Below are 25,962 nucleotides of genomic sequence, written 5' to 3'. Positions count from 1 at the left end.
TGCCGTTTGAGCACGGATCGGCCAGCGTTTCCCAAAACCTATCGCCTGCATCGTCAGGTCACCCAATCGCAAGGCATCGGCGCCTCTTGGCGTGGGCGTGCTTGCGTTGATCGGAACGCATCATGAAGAAATCCCTCATCGTCATTTTTACTGCCATTGTGCTCGATGCCGTGGGCATCGGCCTCATCTTTCCCATCCTGCCTTCGCTGCTGAAGGACGTGATCCATGCCGACAACGTGGCGCCCTATATCGGCACGATGACCGCGCTCTACGCGGTCATGCAGTTCATCTGCGCGCCGGTGCTGGGTGCGCTCAGCGATCGGCTGGGCCGCCGGCCCGTGCTCTTGATCTCGCTCGCGGGTGCTGCGGTCAACTATCTGTTCCTCGCCTTTGCGCCCAATCTCTGGATGCTCTTTGCGGGCCGTGCGATCGCCGGGCTGACGAGCGCCAACATGTCGGTCGCAACCGCCTACATCACCGACATCACGCCCGAGGACAAGCGTGCGCAGCGCTTCGGCCTGTTCAACGCCATGTTCGGCATCGGCTTCATCATCGGCCCGGTTCTCGGCGGCGTGCTCGGCGACCACTGGCTGCGTTTGCCCTTCGTCGCCGCGGCGGTCCTGAACGGCTGCAATTTGGCTCTGGCGTACTTCGTGCTGCCGGAGTCGCGCGCACCGAGCCGCGAGAGGATCGACCTTGCCGCGCTCAACCCGCTTCGGCCGCTGCGCTGGGTGTTCTCGGTGAAGAGCGTGCTGCCGATCGTCTTTCTCTTCCTGATCTTCAGCGCCACGGGCGAGGCCTATGGCACCTGCTGGGCGCTCTGGGGCAGCGAGACGTTCCAGTGGAACGGGCTCTGGATCGGTCTATCGCTCGGCGCCTTTGGCGTCTGCCAGACGTTTGCCCAGGCGGTTCTCCCGGGACCTGCCGTAAGACGCTTCGGCGAGCGCGGCGCCATTCTGGTGGGCGTCGCCGGCGTCTGCCTTGCCCTGACCGTCATGGCCTTTGCGACCGAGGGCTGGATGATCTTCGCGATCATGCCGGTCTTTGCGCTCGGCGGCATCGGCGTGCCGGCGCTGCAATCGCTCGCGACCCGGCAGGTCGACGAGAACCAGCAGGGCCAGTTCCAAGGCGTGCTGGCCTCGGCCGTGAGCCTGGCATCGATCATCAGTCCGCTCGCGTTTTCGAGCATCTACTTCGTCGTTCGCGCGCAATGGCCGGGCGCGATCTGGCTTTCGGTCGTCGTCGTTTATGCGCTGGGCGGGCTGCTGGTTCTCGGCCTGCGCCTGACGAAACCGGTGGCGGCCTCAGTCGCGTCATAACGCCCCGCGGGACATGTGGATGGGATCGCAATGATCCCATCCGCTGCCGAGCGGGACGATGCTCCGAGGGGCTATTTCGATGGGTGATCCAGCCGCATCACCTTCTCCTCGCCGAGCATCATGCCGGTCTCGCGGAAACCGAAGCGGTGATAAAGGGCGTGGGCGCGGGTGTTTTCCGGGTAGACGCCGAGATAGATGTCGCCGCATTCGGGGATGCCGGCCATATGTTCCAGCAGGGCGGCAAGCGCCTTGACACCGTAGCCCTTGCCCTGGTGGCGGGCGTCGATCATCAGGCGGTAGATCCAGTGGTTGCCGTCATCCGGATCGAGCGCATACATGGCGAAGCCGACGGGGGCGCCTTCGATCATCACGGCAAAGCCGACGCATTCGGGGCGTTCGGCGAGTTCTTCCAGCGATTCCTCGTTGCTGGCGATGAAATCCATCTGGCTTTCGTGCACGTCCAATTTTCGGATGGTGTCGGGATCGACGGCATCGACTGGCAAAAGTGTGATCGTCATTCGTTTCCTCGTGTTTGACGCTCGGTGCCGGTATCCGGCGCGGCGTTTGCAGCACGCCCCTCATCCGCACGGTGAGGATTGCTCCTCATCCGCCTGCCGGCACCTTCTCCCCGCCTGCGGGGAGAAGGGACGCTGTGGCGCCTGCCTGTGTCCATCTCTAGCGTTCGCAGGTCGGGCCAATACGGTCTGGTCGCAGCCTTCAACCGGCTACGGCGAGGCGGGACGCTTACCGTTTCCCTCTCCCCACAGGCGGGGAAAAGGGGAGGGTGAGGGGCAGATTTGCGCGACGCGTGGCGCGTGTTCCGCCGGGCAAAGGCGTCAATAACAATTTGATTTATAAGTTGTTTCTGTTCAGGCCGAATCCGGCCCCGGCAAGTCTAGCGCCGGAATCCGGAGAGGCGAGTCCTTGTCGTTAGGCTGCATTGCGGGAACATTGCGGCTCGCTGTCGCGGGCGGCTTATGTGCCGGCCGATCAATCCTCGTCCAGAATGCGCGGCTCGGGCGCGCCCGACCATTGAAAGGTGATGGTGCGGCCCTGGCGGATGTTCTGGATGACGGCGGGGCGGAAGACGGCGAGGCATTCGCCCTCGGGGTCGCGGGCAGAAGGATAGATCAGGCCATTGCCGCCTTCCGCCAGAATGGTGGCGGCAAGCGCCTGGCCGGCGGGGTAGGCGACCGCCGTATTGGGATCGAGATAGGCGGCTCCCTTTTCTGCGCGCGCATCATGAAAGCGGCAGGTGAAGCCGGCGATCAGCTCGCGGTAGCGGCCGATGTCGTGAAAGCTGCCGGCTTCGCTCAGCGCCCGGGTGCGGTGATAGACGATTTCCGCCTGGCAGGTTTGAAGCGCGCGCCGGCCGAAGGCGCAATACCAGGCGCCGCGCTCCTCGCCGTTGAAGCGGTTGCCCGGCGGGCGCGCATGGCAGAAGGCGGCATTGATCAGCGACCAGCCGTAGCCGAAGGTCTCGTTCAGCAGTTCGGCCGGATCGACGCCGACAGGCAAGGCGAGGGGGCTGAGGCGCGCCGAGGTCATCGCCTCCAGCCGATTGAGGATTTCGATCTCGTCGTCATCGTCGGCGAGCGGCTTGACGGCGGGCTCGTCAATATAGGCGGTCGAGATCAGCCGGACGGTCGCCGGCTCGTTGAAATCGATCTCGGGTATCATAGGCCGCCGCGCAGGCCATCGAGATAGCGTCGCACCTTCAGCATCACCGGAATGCCGCCCTCGATCATCAGATCGACGGGCGAGTGGCCATTGAACAGCGGGCCGGTATTGACCGCCTTCGGCCATTGATAGGTGAGTGGGCCGTTGAAGAAGAGCCGCAGCCCCTTGAAGATGCCGACGATCAGGCTCGCGCGCATGCGCTTGTCCTGGTCAAGCCTGCCCTTGAAGTCACCCGCCTTCATGCGGTTCCAGGTGGCGATCGGCACGTCGAACAACTGGGCCGCCTCTCTGTTGGTGAGGTTCCAGAGGTCGCAGGCTTTGACCACGGCCTTGACGATGACAGCCTCTTCTTGCCGGGCCGTTTGCCGATCAGGGGCGAAAGCCGGTTGAGCGTTGGCCATGGTCGTCTCCTATGCCGCGACTTCGTGTATCATATGATATGAAATGGCGATGCTGGGCGAGAAGTCAAGGGGCGATGGCGGCGTTTGCTGTGCGGGGTGCTGCCGGAGAGACATCACCGCCGAGGCTCCGGCTGGATCGGAATTTTCCTGCGTGCGTGCCTCTGATGGGGAGCGATCGGTTCTCGAGGTCGATCCAACCCGTCAATTCAGGCCGGCACGGGCAAGTCCCTCGATCAGACGCGCCCGATCCTCGGCGCGAACGAAAGAAGATGTTGCTGCGACGGCGTCCCGTGAGATGTCAGGGACTAGCGACTTGAGCCGTCCGAGCAAGTCCGTGGCAGCCTCCTGGTTGTCCAGAAGTCCGGCACAGGCCGTGCCGATGATCAGCGGAACCGCGTGGCCGGACCGCAAGCGATGCGCCTCCCGTGCGTAACTCAATCCAAGTTCGTAATTCGCGCCCTGGAAATAAGCCATGGCGTAGTAAAACTGAAAGTCGCCGAGAAAAGCCTCGCGGGGGCTCAGTCTGAGGGCGTAGTCGATGCAAGGAATGGCGTCCGCCGCGCGGCCCCCGTTGGCATGCGCAAGCCCCAACTGGCCGTGTGCAAACGCGGAGTTGGGGTTGATCGCGACAGCCTGGCTGATCGCTGCCATCGCCAGGACATTGTCACGCGTCGCAAAGGCTATCATCGCCTGCGCAAGGTAAGTCCACTGTTCCTTATCGTCCGCGGCAATGGCTTGTTGGACGAAATCCCTGGCAAGGGCCAGGGCGTATCCCATGTCCTCCCATCCCTGGAACGCGCGCCACACGGTAATCCAACCTTTCATCGCGAGCGCCTGGGCATAACCGGGAGCCAGTCCGATCGCCCGATCGAGCAGGGGGAGCATCTTGCCGCTGCTCTCCTCAGACAACTGGGAACACAGGAACACCGCCCGCACGACACATTCCCAAGCATCAAGGCCATGATGCGGCTTGGGGCTTTCGCGGGCATGCTCTGCCGCCAGGAGTTCCGGCCCGATGCGGCCGACGACGCTTGCGGTGATTTCGTCCTGAATGACGAAGATGTCACCGAGGTCGCCGTCGTACCTCTCGGCCCAGAGTTGGACTTCGGAGGCCGCATCGATGAGCTGCGCGGTCACCCTCACCCGGTTGCCGGATTTGCGCACACTCCCCTCGAGAATATAGCGGATCCCGAGTTCGCGCCCGATGGCGCGCACATCCACGGGCTTTCCCTTGTAGGTGAACATCGTGTTGCGGGCGATCACGAAGAAGCCCTTGAGCTTGGATAGCGCGGTGGTGATGTCCTCGGTGAGTCCATCGCTGAAGAAGTCCTGCTCCGGGTCGGCGCTCATGGCGTTGAACGGCAGCACGGCAATGGATGGTCGATCCGGAAGCGCGGGCCTGGGCGATGCCGTTCCTGCGGTCGTCCTTTCCAGAAGGGGGCGGTACAGTCGCACCGGCCGCTCCATGTTCTTGAGCGCGCGTTCGCCGAGGTACTCGTAGCCGCAGTCAAGCTTGCCCGGGAGGTGATCGTACGCCGTGCCGGAAATGCAAATGCCGCCTGCATCCGCCAAGGTCTGGAGGCGGGCCGCGATGTTGACGCCATCGCCGTAGAGATCCCCATCAACCTCATGGATCACATCACCGAGATTGACGCCGATCCGGAAGATGATGCGTCGCTCCGTCGGGATATTGGCCTGGTTCTCGGCAACCCCCTTCTGGATGGCGACCGCGCACGCGACGGCATCGACGACCGAGCCGAACTCCACGAGCGCACCGTCGCCCATCAGCTTGACAATACGGCCCTGATGGTCGGCCAGCAGCGGATCGATCACCTCCCGGCGCAGAACCTTGAGGGCCGACACCGTCCCGGCCTCGTCATGTTCGACGAGGTGGGAATAGCCGACGACATCAGCGGCCAGGATCGCGGCCAGCCGCCGCTCTGCTCTTGCAGTTGCCATGGCTGTCTCCCCCTCAGGAGATCCGCCGGATGAAGCCAGGCAATTGACGCGACATGCACCATCCGGCTGCCCGACACCGCGACCGTGCTGGTTCATGATACCACTGAGACGGCCATATAGCGACGCTTCACGAGGTACCGCCTTCAACAGGAACAGGATCCGCGAAGCGGTCGCTGCAAAGGTCTGTTGCCGTCCAATGGAGAAGGAAGGTCGGTTTTCCTCACGAGATCGCGTCGGCCTTCATCGGAGTCTTGTGGCACTTGCTCCATGATGCTGAAGAGGCGTTGGCGAGCCGGATAGGGCACCTTCCTCTACAAATGCGGCCCCAGCAGCGACAGATCCGCTTCGCCGAGCCGGTCCTTGGCGCTCCGGAGCTGGTGCCAGTAGGGGTAGATCACCGGCGGCAGGCTGACGGCGTCGAGCAGTTCCTTTTCCTCGTCGGAAAGCTTCAGGCCGGCGGCGGCGAGGTTGTCGCTGAACTGTGCCTCCGTGCGGCCGCCGATGATGACGGACGTGACGCCCTTGCGGCCGATCAGCCAGGCGAGCGCGACCTGCGCCGGCGAGACGCCGCGCTCGCCGGATATCGCCACCAGCATGTCGACGATCTTCCACAGCCGCTCCTCGTCGCGGATCGGCGGCTCGTTCCAGCCGGCGAGCTGGCGCGTTCCCTCTGATGTCTCGCCCCGCCGGTGCTTGCCCGAGAGCAGGCCGCCTGCAAGCGGGCTCCAGACGAGCACGCCGAGCCCCTGATCGATCGAGATCGGCATCAGTTCGTATTCGGCCTCGCGGGCTTCCAGTGTATAGTGGATCTGCTGGCTGACGAAGCGCTGCCGGCCCTCGCGCGCGCTGATGCCGAGCGCCTTCATGATGTGCCAGCCGGAATAGTTGGAGCAGCCGATGTAGCGGACCTTGCCGCTTCGGACGAGGCTGTCGAGCGCTTCCATCGTTTCTTCGAGTGGCGTCTGGCCGTCCCATTCATGCACCTGGTAGAGATCGATGACGTCGGTCTTCAGCCGCTTCAGGCTCGCCTCGCAGGCGGCGATCAGGTGGTGGCGCGAGAGCCCGCCGTCGTTCGGTCCGGGCCCCATGGAGAAGCGTGCCTTGGTGGCGACCAGCACGCCGTTCTTGCGCTTGCCGCCAAGCACCTCGCCGATGATCTCCTCTGAGTAGCCGGTCGAATAGATATCGGCGGTGTCGATCAGGTTGACGCCGGCGTCGAGGCAGAGATCGACGTAGCGGCGGGCGTCCTTGAGGCCGACATTGCCGACCTCGGCGAACTTGCCGCGGCCGCCAATCGTCATCGTGCCCATGGTGATAACAGAGATTTTCAGGCCGGAGCGGCCGAGCAGCCGGTATTCCATGGTCTCGGATCCTTTGCTGATGCGCTGGGAAAGCAACGAAAACGCAAGCCTCCGTTGTGGAACAAACCGAAGGCGACAGGCGGTAAGGTAGCGGCCTGTGCCGGGCGGGCAAGGTGTGTATGCCTGCACCGTCCTGCAATCGGATGTTGCGGTTCTTGAGGCTCCTGTTTCTTAGGGCTGGCTTGAAGATGGCGGAATGCTATCGTCTCTGCCGAGAGATGGGGGGGTCACTCGATGAGCGTTGCCAAGAGTTTGCTGTCCGCATAGGCAATCGCTGCCGGCCTGTGTGGCGTGGTCGCGCCTTCGACGGCGAACGCGGCTGAAAACGGTGCCGGCTTCTATCTGCTCGGTGCCCGTGGCCCGATGGCCGGCCTTCTCGCACCGCCCGGAACCTACTTTCAGAACGACACCTATTTCTATGTCGGTGAGCTCAAGGGCAACAAGCAGCTTCCGCTCGGCGGCCAGATCGTCGGCGAAGTCGACGCGACCCTGATCGGCGTCTTCGGCACCGGCCTCTGGGTCATGCCCGAGGAGGTGCTCGGCGGCAATCTCGGCTTTACCGCGATCGTGCCTTTCGGCGGCCCCGACATCGATGCAACGCTGTCAGCGCCGAGGGCCGGCCGTTCGGCCTCCGCAAGCGACTCGATCTTCACCATCGGCGACCCGGTGGTTGGCGCCGTGCTCGGCTGGCACGAAGGCGATTTCCACTGGACGGCGAACGCCAGCCTCAACGTGCCGATCGGCGACTACCAGAAAGGCGAGCTCGCCAATCTCTCCTTCAATCGCTGGGCAGGCGACTTCACCCTTGCCGGCACCTGGTTCAACCCGGAAGCCGGTTTCGACCTTTCGGGTGCGGCGGGCTTCACCTTCAACGGCGAGAACCCGGCGACGGACTATCGCACGGGTACGGAATTCCACGCGGAATGGGCGGTTACCAGGCACTTCGGCCAGGAATTCTCCGCCGGCGTGGCGGGCTACTTCTACCAGCAGGTGACGGGCGACAGCGGTCCCGGTGCAAGCCTCGGCGACTTCAAGGGCCGTATCGCCGCAATCGGCGGCACCATGGGCTACAATTTCAAGATGGCCGAGACGCCGGTCTCTCTGACGCTGAAGATTTTCCAGGAATTCGGCGCCAAGAACCGGCCGGAGGGTACCGCCGGCTTCGTAACCATCGCCTTCCCGATCGGCACGCCGCCGGCGCAGGTGAAGTAGGCTCCGCTCTCCGCAGGTTGACCCTTATCCGCGCGGTGAGGGAAGGGCCCCTCATCCACCTGCCGGCACCTTCTCCCCGCAGGCGGGGAGAAGGGACATGTGGCAACCGCTCGTCTCAGCAACAAGCATCCTCGATTTTCCTAACGGCTCCGTTTGATGGAGAGGTGGGGCACGTTCCCTCGCCCCGCGTGCGGGGAGAGGGCTAGGGTGAGGGGCAGACTTCGCCTGGAATTGGCGGCGGACGGAGTGGTGGACGGTGTCACAAAGCGTCTTGCCATCCCGATTCACGAAGGCGCTCGATCTCCCTGTATTCACTTCGTTTCCGGGCGTGGATCACATCTCGAAAAAGCGCTCGGGCATCAGGTTCCGGTAGGGAAACATATGGAAATAAGGCCGCGCTTCGGTGAGCACGCGGCGCACGGAGGCGCGCTCAAGCAGGCGCTCGAAATAGGCTGCGAGATGCGGGTATTTCTCATCGAAGGGCTCGACGATGCCGCCATAGAAGAGCGCAGGCGTGGCGGCGCAATCGGCAAGGCTGAAGGCATCGCCGGCGGCGAAGGTGTTCTCAGTGAAGTGCTTGTCGGCCATGCCATAGGCAACGGCAAGGGAAGCGCGGGCGTCGGTGACGCCGCGATGGTCGTTTTCGCCTGATGCGCGCAGCGTATCGGTGACGATCTTCTGCATCGGCGCATGGATGTAGAGATCGAAGAAGCGATCCCAGAGGCGCGCCTTGAGGGCCGTATCCTGATCGTCGGGGATCAGCCGCTGGCGGCCGGGATAATGGCGGTCGAGATATTCGATGATGATGGAGGTTTCGGGCATCACGACATTACGGGCGCTGTCGGTCAGAACCGGCATCTTGCCGACCGGCCAGAGTGCTGCAAAGCGGGCCGCTTCCTCGGGGTCCAGAAGATCGACAAGGCTGCTCTTAAAGGGGGTCTCGTTCTCGTAAAGCGCGATCAGCACCTTATGGCAGAAGGAAGCAAGCGGATGCTGGTAAAGCGTGAGGGACATGCGGACGGTCTCCGGCTCGGACGGTTCCAATGAATGGATGGCGCTTCGATAGAACTAGCGCCGCGCTTTCGATTGTCGATCCTCGACAATGATATAATTTCACAACCGGTTTAAATTGACAACCAGATTATGGGCATCCGGCGACGCCGATTGTCGACGCAGCGGGCATGAGAACTGTGCCGAATTTGCGCATAGCCATTGAAAGCGCAAAAGCTGCCCTAGAATTAATAGAGTAAGGGCGTCGCAACGCTCGGCGCCTTCTGGCAATCGCGACAGGGGAGGATCGCCGATGCGCTGCTTCACGGTACTTGGGCCCTCACAGACCGGAAAAACCACGCTGGCAGAAAAGCTGGCCGGTCTGGAGGGGGCCTCCAGAAAAGCTGTTTCGCCCTATGGACTGAACCTCACGGAATTCGAGTTTGGCGGCGAGCCCTGGTGCGCGCTCGATGCACCCGGCGGAACCGAGGCGCTTGGCCACGCGCAGCATGCGCTGATTGCCAGCGATGCCTGCGTGCTCTGCGTCTCGCCGGCGCCGGAGGAGGCGGTGCTGGCCGCGCCCTATCTCAAGGTGATCGAGGCCTCGGGCACTCCCTGCATTCTCTTCATCAACCGCATGGACGAGCCGCGGGCGCGGCTGCGCGACGTGATCGCCGCCCTCCAGGACTATTCCGGCCACATGCTGCTCTTGCGCCAGGTGCCAATCCGCGAAGGCGACAAGATCGTCGGCACCTGCGACCTGATCTCCGAGCGCGCCTGGCGCTACCGCGAAGGCCAGACCTCGGCGCTGATCGAGATCCCCGATACGGTGATGGAGCGCGAGAAGGAGGCGCGCACCGAACTGCTGGAACATTTCTCCGAGTTCGACGACTGGCTGCTCGAGGAGCTGATCGAAGATCGGGCGCCGGCAAGCGACACGATCTACGCGATCTCCACGCGGCTCTTGAAGGAAAACCGGATCATCCCGGTGCTGGTCGGCTCGGCAAGCCATGCCAATGGCATCATGCGGCTGATGAAGGCGCTGCGCCATGAGGCGCCCGCTGTGGATGCGCTTCGAAACCGTCTGGCGGCGGCCGGCTCGATTGCCGAAACCGCCCTTTCGGCTGTCAGCTTCCATGCCTACCACCGCGCCAATGTCGGCAAGACCGTGCTGGTGCGGGCGCTGACATCGGGGATCAAGCAGGGCGCAACGCTCGGCGGCGGCAGCGTCGGCTCGCTGCAGGACCCGGCGACCGGAAAACCGCTGCCAAACGCCACGCCGGAGGCGGGCGCGATCATCGCGGCGGTCAAATCCGAGCATCTGCCGGTGCCGGCGCTGCTTGCCGGCAATAGCACGGCCGAGGCGCCGGACTGGACGGTGCCGCCGACGCCGATGCTGGAGCGCATCCTGGTGCCGGACAGCGAGCGCGACGAGACCAAGCTTTCCGGCACGCTCGCCAAACTCGCCGAGACCGACCGCGGGCTTGCGGTCATGCAGGAGGAGGGAACCGGCGCCCAGCTCGTCTGCGTGCAAGGGCCGATGCACCTGCGCGATCTCTGCAAGACGCTCGCCGACGTCTTCCACGTCGGCGTCACCGACAAGCCACCGAGCCCGACCTATCGCGAGACGGTGCTGAAACCCTCCGACGTGCATTATCGCCACCGCAAGCAGACGGGTGGCGCCGGGCAATTTGCCGACGTCAAGCTCAGCGTGCACCCGAACGAGCGCGGCACCGGCTTCTCCTTTGCCGAGACGGTGAAGGGCGGGGCGGTGCCGCGCAACTTCATCCCGGCGATCGAGGCCGGGGCGCGGGAGGCGATGGAGAAAGGCCCGCTCGGCTTTCAGGTGATCGATGTCGGCGTGACCTTGACCGACGGCCAGCACCATTCGGTCGACAGCAACGACTTCGCCTTTCGGGCGGCGGCCAAGATGGGCGTGCGCCAGGCGCTGTCGCAGGCCTCCGCCGTGCTGATGCAGCCGGTCATCCGCATCGAGATCCACATCCCCTCGATCTATTCCGGCAGCCTGGTGCCGATTGTCTCCACCTACAAGGGCCAGGTGCTCGGCTTCGACCGGGACGAGACCGCCAAGGGCTGGGACATCTTTCGCGCACTGGTGCCCGGATCGGCGCTCGACGATCTCGCCCGGGCACTGCGGGCGGCCACGCAGGGGATCGGCTACTTTTCCAAGAGCTTCGACCATTTCGAGGAGCTCTACGGCAAGGAGGCCGATGCGGTGATCCACGCGCATGGGGCGCAGCAGGCGGGGTGAGGCGAGCGGCCCTTCGGGCAGATGTCGGTGTTCATGGGGTGGTGCGGACGGCTCAACTCGATTGCCGGGCTCTACGGCGCCGCGCGTCTTATCAGACGCGCAAAGGTCGCTGTAGAACTTTGCTTGGCTGCATGTCGCGCAAGAGCGCCGCGCTTCAGGCTGCCAGGCTGGCGATCCTGGGAATGAACCAGAGCATCGCGCTGGTGCCGATGCCGTAGGCGATTGCCCGGCGCGCGAAGGCGGCGTGGTAACCAACCACCGCGCGCCCCGCCCAGGCCACCGCCAGAGCCGCGGCAACGAAGATGATCTGTCCCGCCTCGACGCCGAGGTTGAAGGTCAAGAGGCTCAGCGGCACATCCGATTGCGGTAATCCGATCTCCTTCAGCGCGCCGGAGAAGCCGAAACCGTGCAGCAGGCCGAAGGCGAAGGCGACGACCCAGGGATAGGTTTCCGACAGGCGCGCTTCGTTCGGTCTGGCCTTGAGCAGTTCGCTTGCGACGAAGGCAATGCTGAGGGCGATCGTTGCTTCGACCGGCTTCTGGGGAAGGCTGAAATAGCCGAGCGATGCTCCGGCGAGCGTGATGCTGTGGGCGACGGTGAAGGCCGTGATCGTGTTGAACAGCATCCAGCGGTCATGGATGAGCAACATGAGCGCAAGCACGAAGATCAGATGATCGAAGCCCAGGAGTATGTGCTCGATGCCGAGCAGGAAATAGGTTCGGGCCACTTCAAGGCGGGTCTGCGCGCCGGCCGCAGTGAAGGAGGGCGCCTCGGGCATGAGGCGCCCAACCTCCGTGCCGCCATTCTCGTATTCGATGCGCACCAGTGCTTCGGTCAGCGTGGCCTTGAGCCCGTCGATGACGATCGTGCCATTCCGCAATCCCCCAGCGCAGTCGACGGTCCACCGCTCCAGATAGGCGCTGCCTTCGAACCACCGGATCGGCGTGGCCCTTTCGATGCACTGTTTTGGCAGATGCGCGTCGAGCGCCAGCCGCATCCTGCCCTGCGCCGGCACCTTCCAGAGAACGGCGAAGGTGTCGTGCGCCGTTTCGCGTATGTCGAGATAGGCCGGCCGAACCTCATGAGCGATAGCGGAAGCGCCGAGCAGCAGGAGGATCGGCAAGGCGAGAAGCGCGCCAAGCGGTCTCATCAGTTGTCTCCTGCAGCGGTGGCGGCTTCGACGCTCACCTGGTAGCGAGCGAGCAATTCACCGAAGCGTTGCTGCTCAAGTTGGGCACGCTTGGCGTTTTCCCACTCCCTTGCCACTTCGTCGCGGACGTCCTTGAGTTGCGGCACCCGGCCCGGCGCATGCTCGGACACCCGGACCAGATGGAGGCCGAAGCTGCTGGCGATCGGCCCCGTCCACTGACCGAGCGGAGCCTTTTCGAGCCCGTCCGCAAGGTCGCCGCCGAAGGTCTGGTCGATCGCCGCCTTGCTTGTGAGCAGAACTGCCGCGGGAAGCAGGGACGCATCGCCAAGCGAAGCGGGGTCGGCCGTGTCGTTGCTGCGGAGCTCCGCGAGCAAGGTAGCGGCGTCCTCAGCAATCGTCTCGCCGTGTCGTGTGGGATTGAGAAAGACCTGCTCGAATGCCAGCTTCGCATCGGTGGCGAAGGCTGCCGGATTGGCCTCGAGATAGGCTTCCAGCTCCGGTTCGGTGACTGTCACCGGGGCGGCGTCGGCGGTGTTCAGGAACTCCATTTTCTGGCGCAGGCGGCGGCGCACGACCGTGTCGTCCCGGTCGAGCCCGAGTTCCAGCGCCTGGCGGACCAGAATTTCTTCCTTCACATAGTCGTCGATCATGCCTTTCAGCTCGTCCGCCGTCGGCGAGCGCTGCCAGGTCTTGGTGAAGACCGTTGCCATCTGCTCGATCTTCGACGCACTGACGACGATTTTTTCCGGCGCATCGGCGCCGGTGCGCAGAAGGCCGTGCGCGGCGAAAATCAAAAGTGCGAGTGCCAGGAAATGGACCAGCGGCTCTCGTAAGATGCGTTTCAGCATGGCCGTGCTCGCTCGCTTGACGGAGGGCGGCGGGCGCATGGTCTTCGTGCGTCCGCCCGCATGCGGTCATCCATCTCCCGGATTATGGCGTGTACCAGATCGGAGAGGTGTAGGCGCGCTCGGTCACGGTCATGCGCGTGCCTTCCAGCGGCCTCGTCCCGAAACGCTTGGCGTCATAGGCCGTCCACCGGGGCGTCGGGATCTCGATGACGCGGCCGTAGTAGAAGGCCTTCTGCTTCGGGTCGAACTCCGGGTCCTTCCAGACCGCGATCAGCTCGGGCGCGCCGATGGTGTTGGTCCATGTGGCGTTCTCGATGTCGACCGTATCGCCGACAGACGGCACTTTGCCGTCCGGGCCCGGCTTGCGGTCTCCGCCCCAGGCGACATCGTAGACCTGTTCGTGCGTCTCGCCCTTGTCGTCAAGCCAGCCCTTGATGACCTGGTAACGATCGAGATTGGCGCCGATCGGGTCCCTGAGCGCGGCAACGAGAAATGTCGGTGCCTTGCCCTCAGGCGCCGCCGTCAGATCGCCACCCATGGGCACGCCCTTGGCATAGCCGATGGCGCCGGGATTGCGGCCTTCGGCATCGGCCGGTTCGAAGTCCCAGCCGCCGAAGAAGCGCACGAGCATGCGCGGTCCTGTTGTCGCATAGGTCTCCTTGCGCTGCATGGCGTCCCAGATTGACTCGCGGGTGTTTTCCACCGCCCAGACGGCTGCGTAGCCAGACGCCCCGACCTCCCAGTCCATCACCGTTATGTTGGTCTTAGGGTTCTTGACGAAGGTTGCAGTCAGTCGTTCCGGGCTCGGTTCCTGGGGGGTCGTCTTGCCGAAGAAGTTCTCTTCCTCCATGGCCGACAGACCGGTATGCGAGTCCGAGCTGCCCACCAACCCGAACTTGTAGGGATTGGTGCCCAGTTGAGCCTCGAGCTTAAGGCCGTTCTTGAACGCCGAGCGCGCATATTCGAATTCGAGCATGGCCGGCGTCTTGCGCTCGCTGGCATCGAGGTTGCCGAAGTCCCAGATCTCGAAGTTTGCGAACTCGTCATTGGGCGCGAGCGCCGGGTGCGCCTCGCCGGTGCCCTTGGTCTGGGTTGTCTCATAGAGCCGTTCCCAGCGGGCGCGTTGCTCGACATAGTCCTTGTCCACCGGCTTGCCGGTGAAGGATTCGATCATCGGGAACATGCGCCCGTTGGACAGGTTGCCGTTGTGGGCGATCGCCAGCACACTGCCACCGGTCTTGTCCTCGTAGGCCTGCATCCACTTCCACAGGTCGCGCGGATTGTCGCTGCCGAGCGGCTTCAGCGTCGTGTAGGGCAAGACCTCGTTCGCCTTGTCGGCATTGTCGCGGAAGATGACGTTGCGGTGCAGGTTGTTGCCCGCTGTGTTCGATGTCCATTCGTAGCCGATGAAGGCGGTGAAGCGGCCGGGCTCGTTATATTCCTCGGCCGCCTTGATCGTGTCCTGCCAGGCGTTCTTGTAGGGGCGGGTGTCGGGCCCGTAGATCATCGACTGCGGCAAGGTGCCCTCGCTGAACCCGACGATGATTTCCATCGCCGCCTTGCCGCCCTGACCCGACTTGATCATGTCGTACCAGGTCTTGGCCTGCGGATCGGAGATAACCTCCGGCTTGCCAGCGAAGAGGTCCGGAAACATGCCCATGTTGTCGGAGTGGTCGGAGACCACCAGGAAGTCGAGCGGGCGCGACAGCTTGGCGGGCTGGCCGCTCGACGCCATGACCTCTTCGCCGCGGGCGAAGCGATAGGCGTCGCGCGGCGTCAGCCGCGCCCCGAACGCGCCGGCGTCGAATGAGGCTCCGGTGTGAAGATGCGTGTCGCCGAACAGGGGGCGGGTCGGAAAATTGCGGCCTGCGTAGGGCGAATAGAGCGGCTTGGCGGCAAAAGCCTTCTCGGCCCTGGCGGCGTCCGGCGTGCCGATGTCGCCGTGTTCCTGCGCGGCTGCCGAGAGCGCCGGACCAAAGCTCAGAATGCTTGCGAGGATCAATTTAGCAGACTTGTTTCTCATCGCTTTCCCCTCCGTGCGGCACGGCCGCTTCGCGAAAGACTGAGCTACTGCGCAGAAACAATCGCACGGCGCAGTCGGGATTTCCTTGACTTTGATCAAGACCGCCAGGGCGATGAGGGTAGCCTGTCCCAAATCCGGTCAGAGACAAGCGGGCAAAAGCTCGCCCGCCGCCATCCGACGCCAGCTAACGGTCAGTCGGCAAACTCGGCGTTGCGACTTTCCCGTTCCTCTGACTGCAGGCGATCGCCTCCGGGCAGGCGCGCGTCTCCGGCACGGCGGTGGCACCGGAGGCGGTATCGGCCGCACCCTTCATCGTGCGGATCAAGCTGGATAACGAGGCCATTGCCGCAAAGCTGCCCGCAGGCGCGGCAGGGGATGCCGCTGTATTCACCGACCGGGTAAAGGCGGCGCATGTGATCCGCCGCGTGCTACTGCGCCAGATCGCGATCACCAACTATATCAACCCGTTCTGATGGAGCAGCGGAAGCCTGATCTGGCAGCGGAAGCAAAGGTGGCGATCAACTGCGCGCCCGCCGTTGTTAAGCCGCCTGTTGCGACGTAGCATGGCCACCCCGTGCCGAGGTCCAGGTCGCAGCAGGTCATGACACTTTCTTCCATTCAACCATCGCCACAGATCCTGCTCACCAGTGCCGGGCGGGCATGGAACGTGCTTTCGGCCGACTTCATCCATATTCCGCGCGGCCGGGTGCATGTGCCGGGCGGTGACACCCATAGGCTCGGCATGCATTTCGGCCCGCCGGTTAACGCCGATTGCCAATGCGGTGGCCGGCGCATGCGGCGGGTGCAGAAGCCGGGCGATATCGACATCATCCCGGCCGGGGTCGAGGGTTCCTGGGAGGATGATGCCGACTGCCGGATCCTGCGGCTCAGTTTCTCGCGATCGCTGCTCGACCGGGTCGCGGCCGACCTCGGGCGGCATGGCGACAGGGTGGAGTTGCTGCCGCAATTGCAGCTGCGCGACACCAGGCTCGAAGCGATCGGTTGGGCGATCAAGGCGGATCTGGAGGCCGACACGCCATCCGATCCGCTCTATATCGACCTTCTTGCCAATGCGCTTGCCGTGCGGCTGATCGAGACCGCGACCGGCGGACCGCAACGGCCGGAAGGGCGGAGCGAACCGAAACTCTCGGCGCGGCAATTGCGGGTTCTGACCGAGTTCATCGAGACCCATCTGGACAAGAGGCTTCATCTTGCCGACCTTGCCGCGGTCGCGGGCTTGAGCGCCACGCGGCTGAAGACGCTCTTTCGCAACAGCACCGGCCTGCCGGTGCACCAATATGTGATCCGCCGCCGCGTCGAGCATGCCCGTGCGCTAATGACCACGACGATGATGCCGGCGAGCGAGATTGCGGTCGCCGCCGGCTTCGCCCATCAAAGCCATATGGCTTCGACGATGCGCCGGCTTCTGGGCGAGACGCCTGGCGAGATCATGCGGCGCGCGGCGGAAATCTGACCGAAGCTGCAAAATCCTGACCGAATCTGTGCGACGGCGCCCTGCGTGGTCCCTAGTCCTTGCCCGTCTTCAGCAAGGAAAGAGATCATGTTTGTTATTCTCGGGGCCGCCGGAAAGGTGGGGTTCTCAACGGCAACGGCACTGCGCGAGGCGGGCCTGCCGGTCAGGGCGGTGCTGCGCGACGCGGCCAAGGCGGACAAATTGCGGGCGATCGGTTGTGATATCGCGCTCGCCGATCTGCAGGACCCGGCGGCACTCCGTCAGGCATTCGCGGGTGCGCAAGCCGTGCAGATCATCCTGCCGCCGCCGTTGCGCGCCGAGGACGCGAAGGGAGAGATGCGCCAGATGACGGCGAACATGGCCCAGGCGATTGCGCGTGCAGGGCCGGAATGCGTGCTGGCAATCTCCGACTATGGCGCCCATGTCGGCGAGGATATCGGCATGCCCACGATGTTCCGTCACTTCGAGGAACGCCTTCGCGAGCTCGCTATGCCCAAGGTTTTCCTGCGCTCGGCGGAGCATATGGAGGGCTGGGACCGCAGTATCCCCACGGCGATCGCGGCGGGCATTCTGCCGAGCCTGCACCACCCGGTCGAGCGGGTGTTTGCTGCGGTTTCGACGGGGGATGTGGGGCGCATCGCCGCCGATTTCCTGCGCCGACCGAGCGCGGCAGACGTCGAGCGTATCGTTCACGCCGAAGGACCGCGCCGCTATAGCGCCGCGGATGTCGCCAGCGCCTTGAGCCAGTTGCTGGGCCGCACGATCACCGCTCAGGCCGTGCCGCGCGAACACTGGCAGGAGGCGCTTAAGCGGACTGTGAGCGCAAGCACCGCCGGGCTCCTGGTCGATCTCTACGACGCGCACAACAAAGGCGGGTTGATCGACGTCGAGCCGCAGGGGGAGGTTTGCTACGGCACCACCGAACTGGTCGAGGCTCTCCGGCCGTTCGTACCGGCATGACGGGACAGGGCGACAGGTCGAGGTTTCCGCGATAGCCTGACGGCGGGTTTTCGAATTCGAACCGGGTGGCGTCATGGATAACCGCGCAGGCGAGATGATGGTCTTTGTCCAGGTGGTCGAGGCCGGCAGTTTTTCCGAGGCGGCGCGGCAGCTCATGATGACGCCGTCGACCGTATCCAAGCTCATTCAACGGCTGGAAGCTCGGCTCGGCATCCGCCTGGTCGAGCGTTCGACGCGGCGGCTGCTTTTGACGGATGAAGGCGCGTTCTATTACGAGCGGAGCCAGAGGCTGCTTGCCGATCTCGACGAGACCGAGCAGCAGATCGCCCAAGGAGGTGCAGCACCCGAGGGGCTGATCCGGGTGAGTTCGTCCGTCAGCTTCGGCACGGCGGCGCTGGAGCCGATCCTGCCCGCTTTCTTTGAAGCCTATCCGAAGATCGTCATCGACCTCTCGCTGTCCGACGAGGTGGTCGACCTCTATCTCGAACGGACCGATGTCGCGCTCCGGGTCGGGCGTCTGCCGGATTCCAATCTGGTGGCGCGCAAGATCGGCACGACAAAAAGGCGCATCGTCGCTTCACCCGCCTATCTCGCCAGGTGTGGCGTGCCGAAAACGCCGGAGGATCTGCTGAGGCATAATTGCCTGGGGTTCAATTTTCGCCGGGCAAACCCCGTCTGGCCGATGCGCGAGGGCGGGCGGATCGTCGAGCGGATGCTGAGCGGCTCGCTTCTGACCAATAACGGCGAAACCATCCGCCGCATGGCGATGGCAGGCGTCGGGATCGGGCGGATCGCCGACTATCACGTCCGCGGCCCGATCGCCCGCGGAGAGCTCGTCGAGGTGCTTGCCGACAGCGCCATTGCCGAGGCTGATGAAATTCATGCGCTCTATCGCGGTGCCCAGCATCTGCCGGCGCGCGTGCGCGCGTTCCTCGATTTTGCCGTGCCGCGCCTGCAGCGCTTTCTGGCGGAGGATCCGGTAGCGGCTGCCCCGCCCGCAAGATAGCGAGCGGGCACAGTTCACGCTCTCGCTCAGGCTATCGGCAGGGGAGCGGCGGGATTGACCAGACCGGCTTCCCTGAGTTCGCGCCAGAAATCGGCGGGAATGACCTCGTTCAGTGCCGCGCGATCCTCCGCAATCCGGCTCGGCTGGCTGGCGCCGGGGATGACGGCGGCGACCGCCGGGTTGGCGAGCGCGAATTGCAGACCCGCGGCCTTCATGCTGATGCCGTGGCGGTCGGCGATCGCCTTGATGCGCGCGACCTTTGCAAGGATTGCGGGCGTGGCCGGGGCATATTCGAAGTTCGGTCCGCCAACCAGGGCACCCGAGCTATAGGGGCCGCCGACGATGATGCCGAGGCCGCGCTCTGCAACCATGGGCATGACGCGCTGGAGGGCGCGGTCGTGATCGAGCAGGGTATAGCGGCCGGCAAGCAGTAAGCCGTCGGGGCGGGGGCCTTCGAGCGCGAGCAGCAGTTCGATCGGCTCGACACGGTTGACGCCGAGGCCCCAGGCCTTGATCACGCCCTCGTCGCGCAGCCGGTCAAGCGCCTTGAACGCCCCCTTGCGGGCGGTCTCGAACACATCCAGCCATTCGTCGCCGTAGAAATCCTGGGCGACGTCGTGGACGAAGGCGATCTCGATCCGGTCGGTCTTCAGGCGCTTCAGGCTGTCTTCGATCGAGCGCAGCGTCGCGTCATAGGAATAATCGTTGACGATCTTGTTGGGCCGGCCATAGCGGAAGACGTCGCCCTTCTCGCCGAGATCGCGGGCGCTGACATCCTCGATCTCGTCAAGGATGACCCGGCCGACCTTGGTGCTGATGACGTATTCGTCACGCGGACGGCCGGCCAGCGATTCGCCCATGCGGATTTCGGCGAGGCCGGCGCCATAGAAGGGGGCGTTGTCGAAATAGCGGATGCCGTCGTCCCAGGCGGCCTCCACGGTGCCGAGCGCCTCCTGTTCCGGGATTTCGCGGAACATGTTGCCGAGCGGTGCGGCGCCGAAGCCGAGCGTGCCGGGAAGAATGTCCTTGAGTGCCATTTCACTGTCCTTTGCTGATCAATGGGGCAGGCCCTGCCTGCGTCGAGGGTGGACAGAGAAATAGGTCAGCCCGTGGATCGCCGGTAGGCAGACCGGGTTCGCAGGTATTAGGAAGCAAATTCACAGATGCCGAGACGGTCGATCTGTTGGGGGCGGTATGCCGCTCGCAATCTTTCGCCGCAGGGTTCGACGCCGAATGGGACCGCCCGGCCAACGCTCCAGGCGCGCAGGGTGGGGGCGATCCGTTTGGCGGCGCAAGGTGCGCTCTCTCGTCAGCCTTGATGCAGCGCGCCATCTCCATGAGACGAACGGCTGTAAGCCGGCCGGGCAAAGCTCCGGCGGCAATAGGGCAGCAGGTGCTCGGGCGGTTCAAAGGGGGCGAGCCGAAGGGCCCTGTCGTCACGGTGTTTGGAAGGCGCCAGTATCGTCCGCCGACGGATGAGGTTCACGCCGCGGGCCGGCCAGCCGTTCGCAGTTGGGGGTGGAGGAGAGGCCCGGGTTGGGCCCGTCCACCCGGGTGGGGCGAAGATCGCCCCAACCGTCGACGGAAAACCCCCAATGCATTTTACCAGTTGTTATAGCCGCGAACCGGGCAGTTGGGCTGAAGGCCGAAGACGATCGTGCGACGGTGCGACCCTCTAATTTCGATCCACTGATTGGTGGTTCGACCGACTCTGGCGCCCTGCAAGCCCTCGGCCCGCGCTATCGCCAAAGCGCGTTGCGGGGTACAAATGCGGCGCTGGGCGCGGCGATCGCGATACTGGCGGTCGCGATAGTAGCGGTCGCGATAATAGTCGTCGCCGTAGTCCTCGTCGTCGTAATAGCGTCGGCCATCGTCATATCTTGGCCCACCGCCATCGAGATAGAGCTCTACGCCCTGGGCCAGTGCTGTGCCCGGCGTCAGTGCTGCGCCCGGTATCAGCGACGCGAGCAGCAGGCTGATTGAAATGATCTTCTTCATGTATGTTACCTCCTAAACGTCGGTCCCATTTAGCGCTCGTAATTATGAACGCAGCCAGAACGGAATTGTTCAGGCAACGAAAGACGAGACGCCCGCGTCGATCGCTGGGATGCTTGCATCGCTATACGTGAGTCCCGCTAAAACGAGCATGTTTTTGCGTGATTCATGTTTGCCTGTGGCGGCATCAGCCGCCTTGGGACATTGAACCTAACGCGCGCGAGTTTTACGACCGGTCTTTTACCTTTCTGAATTCAACGATCTGCAGTAGAGGTGTTCGCCATGACCATTGGCCAGAGCATGCTTGCGGGTGCAGCCTTCTTCGCGCTTGGTTTTACGTCCGCATGGGCACAGCAGGTTTCAGGGACGCTCGGCGCACCCGGAGCGACCACGACAATTACGGGTAAGCAGCTTCCGTCGCCAAGTCCGGCTTTTGGCGGCGTGATCAAGGAAAAAGCCTCCGAATCGACGCCCTGGTGGACGCCGCGTGTCGTGCCTCCGAAAGGCGCTCCCAATGTGCTGCTCATCATGACGGACGACCAAGGATTCGGCGCGCCGAGCACCTTCGGCGGGGTCATTCCGACACCGGCGATGGACCGCATCGCCAAAGAGGGGTTGCGCTTCACGAACTTCCACTCGACATCGCTTTGCTCGCCGTCCCGTGCGGCGCTGATCACCGGGCGCAATCACCATTCCGTCGGTTTCGGCGTGGTCGGCGAAATCGCTACCGGGTATCCCGGTTACGATTCAATCATTCCCATCGAGAAAGGAACGATCGGCACGATCCTCAAGGAAAATGGCTACGCCACCTCATGGTTCGGCAAGAACCACAACACGCCGTCCTATCAATCGAGCCAGGCGGGGCCCTTCAACCAGTGGCCGACGGGCATGGGCTTCGATTATTTCTACGGCTTCGTCGGCGGCGATGCCAGCCAGTGGCAACCGAACCTGTTCCGCAACACAATCCCAAATGGAACCTGGAAACGGCCATGGCCGACGACGCGATCCAGCACATCAAGCAACTGAGCGAGATCGCCCCCGGCAAGCCCTGGCTCGTATATTACGTGCCTGGCGCCACCCATGCGCCGCACCACCCGACGCCCGAATGGATCAAGAAGATCAGCGACATGCACCTCTTCGACGAGGGCTGGAACAAGGTTCGCGAGACGATCTTCGCCAATCAGAAGCGGCTCGGCATCATGCCTGAGAACGCGAAGCTCACGCCTTGGCCCGACAGTTTACCGCAATGGGATTCGCTCAGTTTCGAGCAGAAGAAACTGTTCATCAGGCAGGCCGATGTGTACGGCGCCTACCTTGCCTATGCTGACAACGAGATCGGGCGGGTCATCCAGGCGGTGGAAGACCTCGGAGAGCTCGACAACACCCTGATCATCTACATCGGCGGCGACAACGGAGCGATCGCCGAGGGCATGCTCAACGGCACACCGAATGAGTTCACCACATTCAACGGTGTCGAAGTTCCGGTTAAGGACCAGTTTCTCTGGTATCCATTCTGGGGTTCGGAGCGGACATTCCCGCATTTCGCAGCCGGCTGGGCCTGGGCAATGGGGACACCGTTCAAGTGGGTAAAGCAGGTGCCGTCGCATTTCGGCGGGACGGCGCAGGGCATGGTCATGTCCTGGCCCGGCCATATCAACGACGCGGGCGGGATCCGCGCGCAGTTCCACCACTTCATCGACATCGTGCCGACGATCCTGGAGGCGGCAGGCATCCCGCAACCGGAGACGATCAACGGCATCAAGCAGGAGCCGATCGAAGGCGTCAGCTTGGCCTACACATGGGACAAGGCGAATGCCACTGCCCCGACGCAACACCAGACGCAGTACTTCGAGATGCTTGGAAACCGCGCGATCTACCACGAGGGATGGGTCGCCGCGACGACGCCCGCAACACTGCCGTGGGAACTCAGCACCAAGACGCCTCCCGACGTGATCACCGGCTACAATTGGGAACTCTACAACGTCGACGAAGACCCGACGCAGTTCACCGATCTTGCCGCCAAAATGCCTGACAAGCTCAAGGAATTGCAGGACCTCTTCTATGCCGAAGCGAAGAAGTACAACGTGCTGCCGCTCGACAATTCGACGCTCGCACGCTGGAACGCCCCTCGACCCAACCTGACGGCCGGACGGACGGAATTCACCTATCAGGGAGAATTGAGCGGTGTGCCGGGCAGTGCTGCGCCCAGCACCTTACAAGTCCTATACGATTACTGCCGACGTCGAGATACCGGACGGCGGTGCGCAAGGCATGATCGTCACCGAAGGCGGCCGCTTTGGCGGTTACGGCCTCTTCCTCAGCCAGGGAGACTTCGGTGTCGGCAGTGGGAAGGTCGTGTTCCTCTACAATCTCCTCGACCTCAAGCGCACCATGTGGGAGGGACCGGAACTCGAACCCGGCAAACACACGATCGTCTTCGACTTCAAGTCGGATGGAAAGGGACTTGGCGCCGGCGGCACGGGCGTTCTGTCGGTGGACGGCCAGGAAGTCGCCACGAACAGCATCGACCACGGCATCCCGGTTACCTTCCCCGAGGATGAGACCTTTGACGTCGGTCTCGACACACGCACCGGCGTTGCCTTGCTGGAATACCGCTACGACACGCCCTTCCGCTTCACGGGCAAGATCGACAAGCTGACTTTTGAACTGAAGCCAAACGCAACGCCCTAGAACGCCGTGCGTTCAAGTGGACGCACAAAGGACGCTCTAGCACTTTGAATCTAGAGCATCTTTCCGCTTCCAGTGATTCCACTTGAGAGCGGGATGCTCTAGCGCCGGTGCATCGCAAAGCTTGGACATAAACGGCTAGCAGAGGTGCGTTCCTATGACACGCGTGCTTGATCTCGCCGCCTTCGCGGAGATGGCAACAGGGCTCGCGCTGGTGGTGCTGCCTTCGTTCGTGGGGCAGGTATTGCTTGGCGAAGCACTGACCGGGCCTGCTATCCCGACGGCCCGGGTGGCAGGAATTGCCCTGATCGCACTCGGCGTTGCCTGCTGGAGGAACTCAGGTCTCCTCGGCATGCTGATCTACAGTGCGGCAGTCACGCTCTATCTGGCCTATTTCGGACTGACTGGCTCCGCGGGCGTCTTTCTGTGGCCTGCGGTCGCGGTTCATGCGCTGCTGTCGGTCTTGCTCTGGCGCAGTCGCAACTAACCCAACGTCACCTAGAGTGCCGCGCGTTCGACTGAACGCACAAAGGACGCCCTAGCACCTTGATTCTAGAGCATCTTTTGCCTCCAGCGCTTCCACTTGAGAGCGGGATGCTCCAGGCCGTGAACCCATAAATCAACCGGGCGGAAGACTTGCCGGCGTCCGCTATGCACCGAAAGCGACCAACGTTTGCAGGGCAGCTAAAAGAAGCAATGGGCCAGCAGAAGTTAACTCAACTTGCTCGTAAGGGGCGCACATACTGCTCCGGCAGCCCCGCCTTCCGCAGGGCATCAATCAAGTGTTGCTGAGCTTCAGGGCGTGCGTAGTGCAGTACCTGGATCACATTCCGAAGCGATAAATCCGGTTTCACCAGCTTCACCTTGGCGATCACCTCACTTGCACCAGCTAAGTCGCCTAATTGCGCGCGCGCGGCGGCTAGGTACAAGAGGCCACTGGAGCGTTGTACAGGGACACTCTCGAGCGCTTCGACTGCGTCAGCATATCGAGCGAGGTCAAAGAGCGTCAGGCCGCGAACCGCTGCAAACCAATCGGGCACGAAGGGACCCAAGCCTATGGCGGCATCGATTGTGGCCAACGCATCGGCCGGCCTGCCACTGGCGCGCTGCCAGTTCGCGTAGTCGCCCTTAATCTGTATATCGGCCGGATTGAGTGTCAGCGCCCTGTCAAAATGGAAGCGTGAACGGTCATGGTCGCCTGTCCAAAGGTAGTAGAGCGCTCTTGCCCAATGAGACGTGGCGTCGTTGGCATCTAGTTCCAGCGCTTGTTTCGAAGCGCTCTCGGCCTTGGCCATCTGATCGTCATCGAGCACAATGATATTGCTGATGGTAAGAGCTATCGCCAGCCAGGCATGCGCAAGTGCAAAATGCGGATCGGCGGCAATTGCCCGCTCAAGTAGGGGTACGGCTTCGGCATCACGCTGATGGTCACATAGATTGCGGCCTTGCAACAGACAGTCATAAGCCGACCAGCTAGTAGTTGGTTTTGCACGGGCTTTTGCTGCTTCTGCAGCATACATACGGCCCTCCAGCATTGTTACGATTGCCGCCACAACAAGGTCCTGGACAGCGAAGATATCCTGCGCATCGCGATCGTAGCGGTCGGCCCAGACGTGAGTGCCGGTTATGGCATCGACCAACTGGGCTGTGATGCGTATTCGGTCGCCCAATTTGCGTAGACTACCCTCAACTACATAGGCAACGCCCAGTTCCCGCGCTACTTCGCTATGACTTTTTCCTTTGTTGGCAAAATGAAACGACGCGTGGCGAGCTACTACGGATAGGCCGTGAAAGCGGGCGAGTTCGGTAATGATATCCTCGGTGATCCCATCGGAAATGTACTGTTGCCCGGGATCACCACTCATGTTGGTAAATGGCAGTACTGCTATGGACGGTTTGATTCGTTCTACCGCTGTTGGTCGCACCGATGTTCCTGAAGGAGCTCCCAGACTATAGACCCGGACCGGCTGGGCGATATTCTTGAGTTGCTGCTCACCCATGTCTTCAAACGAGAGATCAAGGCGACTTCCTACGTTGTCATGAACCATGCCGGTGACTGCAATGCCGCCCGCCGGGGCAAGTCCCTCGATCCGCGCAGCGACGTTCACGCCTTCACCGAAAACATCGCCATCCTCAGCAATCACATCCCCCAAGTTGACGCCAATGCGGAGTTGGATGGCTCGGTCCTCTGACAGCTCTGCGTTCCGTGCTGCCATATCCTTCTGTAATGCAACTGCGCAGGCCACGGCCTTCACGACGCTGGGGAATTCCGCGAGAAAGCCATCCCCCATAGACTTAAACAGCCGACCTTGGTGCTCGGCGATCCTAGTTTCGATCACTTCGGCGCGGAGGTTCCGCACGACCGCCAAGGTGCCGTCCTCGTCCACGCCCATGAGGCGACTGTAACCGACTACATCGGCGGCAAGGATGGCAGCCAGACGGCGCTGAACGGACTTGTCCACCACTCGATAGTGTCCCTGTTGGTCACCTGGGCTCCCTTGCAGAGCCTGGTTGATGACACGATAACATACATAGCCGCGCCTGGCCGCAACCAGTTGTCCGAGAGCGAAGTCAGGCTGCTACGCGTCATGTCTGCTAGGAGTCATTCGAGTCGAAGCGGCGAT

Annotated in this window: 19 protein-coding genes and 2 pseudogenes; 9 read left to right on the top strand and 12 right to left on the bottom strand. The window is 63.1% G+C overall.

The window, feature by feature from the left end; all coding sequences use genetic code 11:
* Window positions 1–122 precede the first annotated feature (122 nt).
* Window positions 123–1,319 (top strand): TCR/Tet family MFS transporter, encoded by a 1,197-nt coding sequence (locus BLU35_RS23830; protein ID WP_093234743.1) that lies wholly within the window; start codon window positions 123–125, stop codon window positions 1,317–1,319.
* A gap of 71 nt (window positions 1,320–1,390) precedes the next feature.
* Here BLU35_RS23830 and BLU35_RS23825 read toward each other — a convergent pair whose 3' ends face one another.
* The 5 genes from BLU35_RS23825 to BLU35_RS23805 form a co-directional block, all read right to left on the bottom strand.
* A complete protein-coding gene (locus BLU35_RS23825) occupies window positions 1,391–1,837 on the bottom strand; it encodes a GNAT family N-acetyltransferase (protein ID WP_093234742.1) in 447 nt (148 codons plus the stop codon).
* A gap of 472 nt (window positions 1,838–2,309) precedes the next feature.
* On the bottom strand, window positions 2,310–2,999 hold the full coding sequence (locus tag BLU35_RS23820) for an RES family NAD+ phosphorylase (protein WP_093234741.1): 690 nt from the start codon (window positions 2,997–2,999) through the stop codon (window positions 2,310–2,312).
* Entirely contained in the window at window positions 2,996–3,400 is a 405-nt protein-coding gene (locus BLU35_RS36260) for an antitoxin Xre-like helix-turn-helix domain-containing protein (RefSeq protein WP_093234740.1), read from the bottom strand. The genes BLU35_RS23820 and BLU35_RS36260 overlap by 4 nt, the downstream gene beginning before the upstream one ends.
* A 201-nt stretch (window positions 3,401–3,601) precedes the next feature.
* Window positions 3,602–5,359 (bottom strand): adenylate/guanylate cyclase domain-containing protein, encoded by a 1,758-nt coding sequence (locus BLU35_RS23810; protein ID WP_093234739.1) that lies wholly within the window; start codon window positions 5,357–5,359, stop codon window positions 3,602–3,604.
* Window positions 5,360–5,670: 311 nt separating this feature from the next.
* A complete protein-coding gene (locus BLU35_RS23805) occupies window positions 5,671–6,720 on the bottom strand; it encodes an aldo/keto reductase (protein ID WP_093234769.1) in 1,050 nt (349 codons plus the stop codon).
* A 291-nt stretch (window positions 6,721–7,011) separates the two neighbouring features.
* Between BLU35_RS23805 and BLU35_RS23800 the strand changes: the two genes are divergently transcribed.
* Window positions 7,012–7,932, top strand: coding sequence for a SphA family protein (locus BLU35_RS23800; protein ID WP_245296082.1), 921 nt, complete (start codon window positions 7,012–7,014; stop codon window positions 7,930–7,932).
* Window positions 7,933–8,265: 333 nt separating this feature from the next.
* Here BLU35_RS23800 and BLU35_RS23795 read toward each other — a convergent pair whose 3' ends face one another.
* Entirely contained in the window at window positions 8,266–8,946 is a 681-nt protein-coding gene (locus tag BLU35_RS23795; RefSeq protein WP_093234738.1) for a glutathione S-transferase family protein, read from the bottom strand.
* Between the two features lie 289 nt (window positions 8,947–9,235).
* On the opposite strand from BLU35_RS23795, the gene BLU35_RS23790 reads away from it, so the two are divergent.
* Entirely contained in the window at window positions 9,236–11,194 is a 1,959-nt protein-coding gene (locus BLU35_RS23790) for an elongation factor G (protein WP_093234737.1), read from the top strand.
* A 154-nt stretch (window positions 11,195–11,348) separates the two neighbouring features.
* Here the strand turns inward: BLU35_RS23790 and BLU35_RS23785 are convergent, their stop codons facing one another.
* From BLU35_RS23785 to BLU35_RS23775, 3 genes are all read right to left on the bottom strand, one after another.
* On the bottom strand, window positions 11,349–12,344 hold the full coding sequence (locus BLU35_RS23785; RefSeq protein WP_093234736.1) for a HupE/UreJ family protein: 996 nt from the start codon (window positions 12,342–12,344) through the stop codon (window positions 11,349–11,351).
* A complete protein-coding gene (locus BLU35_RS23780) occupies window positions 12,344–13,192 on the bottom strand; it encodes a peptidylprolyl isomerase (RefSeq protein ID WP_093234767.1) in 849 nt (282 codons plus the stop codon). The genes BLU35_RS23785 and BLU35_RS23780 overlap by 1 nt, the downstream gene beginning before the upstream one ends.
* Window positions 13,193–13,274: 82 nt before the next feature.
* Window positions 13,275–15,215 (bottom strand): DUF3604 domain-containing protein, encoded by a 1,941-nt coding sequence (locus tag BLU35_RS23775; RefSeq protein ID WP_093234735.1) that lies wholly within the window; start codon window positions 15,213–15,215, stop codon window positions 13,275–13,277.
* A 233-nt stretch (window positions 15,216–15,448) separates the two neighbouring features.
* Here BLU35_RS23775 and BLU35_RS23770 point away from each other — a divergent pair.
* The 4 genes and pseudogenes from BLU35_RS23770 to BLU35_RS23755 all read left to right on the top strand — a co-directional run.
* A pseudogene (locus tag BLU35_RS23770) lies at window positions 15,449–15,688 on the top strand (efflux transporter periplasmic adaptor subunit); the annotation flags it as partial.
* Between the two features lie 128 nt (window positions 15,689–15,816).
* On the top strand, window positions 15,817–16,689 hold the full coding sequence (locus BLU35_RS23765) for a helix-turn-helix transcriptional regulator (RefSeq protein WP_093234734.1): 873 nt from the start codon (window positions 15,817–15,819) through the stop codon (window positions 16,687–16,689).
* 87 nt (window positions 16,690–16,776) lie between these two features.
* Complete coding sequence (locus tag BLU35_RS23760; protein WP_093234733.1) at window positions 16,777–17,649, top strand: NmrA family NAD(P)-binding protein; 873 nt, start codon at window positions 16,777–16,779, stop codon at window positions 17,647–17,649.
* A gap of 73 nt (window positions 17,650–17,722) precedes the next feature.
* Complete coding sequence (locus BLU35_RS23755; protein WP_093234732.1) at window positions 17,723–18,655, top strand: LysR family transcriptional regulator; 933 nt, start codon at window positions 17,723–17,725, stop codon at window positions 18,653–18,655.
* Window positions 18,656–18,681: 26 nt separating this feature from the next.
* Here the strand turns inward: BLU35_RS23755 and BLU35_RS23750 are convergent, their stop codons facing one another.
* On the bottom strand, window positions 18,682–19,692 hold the full coding sequence (locus BLU35_RS23750) for an aldo/keto reductase (protein ID WP_093234731.1): 1,011 nt from the start codon (window positions 19,690–19,692) through the stop codon (window positions 18,682–18,684).
* A gap of 565 nt (window positions 19,693–20,257) precedes the next feature.
* Window positions 20,258–20,653, bottom strand: coding sequence for a hypothetical protein (locus BLU35_RS23745; RefSeq protein ID WP_057253870.1), 396 nt, complete (start codon window positions 20,651–20,653; stop codon window positions 20,258–20,260).
* 279 nt (window positions 20,654–20,932) lie between these two features.
* Here BLU35_RS23745 and BLU35_RS23740 point away from each other — a divergent pair.
* Both BLU35_RS23740 and BLU35_RS23735 read left to right on the top strand, forming a co-directional pair.
* Window positions 20,933–23,341, top strand: a pseudogene (locus BLU35_RS23740) (arylsulfatase).
* 154 nt (window positions 23,342–23,495) lie between these two features.
* On the top strand, window positions 23,496–23,825 hold the full coding sequence (locus tag BLU35_RS23735) for a hypothetical protein (RefSeq protein ID WP_093234730.1): 330 nt from the start codon (window positions 23,496–23,498) through the stop codon (window positions 23,823–23,825).
* Window positions 23,826–24,054: 229 nt separating this feature from the next.
* Here BLU35_RS23735 and BLU35_RS23730 read toward each other — a convergent pair whose 3' ends face one another.
* The gene (locus BLU35_RS23730) at window positions 24,055–25,803 is read right to left on the bottom strand and encodes an adenylate/guanylate cyclase domain-containing protein (RefSeq protein ID WP_093234729.1); all 1,749 of its coding nucleotides are present in this window, start codon (window positions 25,801–25,803) and stop codon (window positions 24,055–24,057) included.
* Window positions 25,804–25,962 lie beyond the last annotated feature (159 nt).

The sequence above is a fragment of the Sinorhizobium sp. NFACC03 genome (genome assembly GCF_900103435.1).
Taxonomy (GTDB): domain Bacteria; phylum Pseudomonadota; class Alphaproteobacteria; order Rhizobiales; family Rhizobiaceae; genus Ensifer.
The sequence above is the reverse complement of the archived record's forward strand: the minus strand, read 5'-3'. Positions and strand labels throughout refer to the sequence as shown.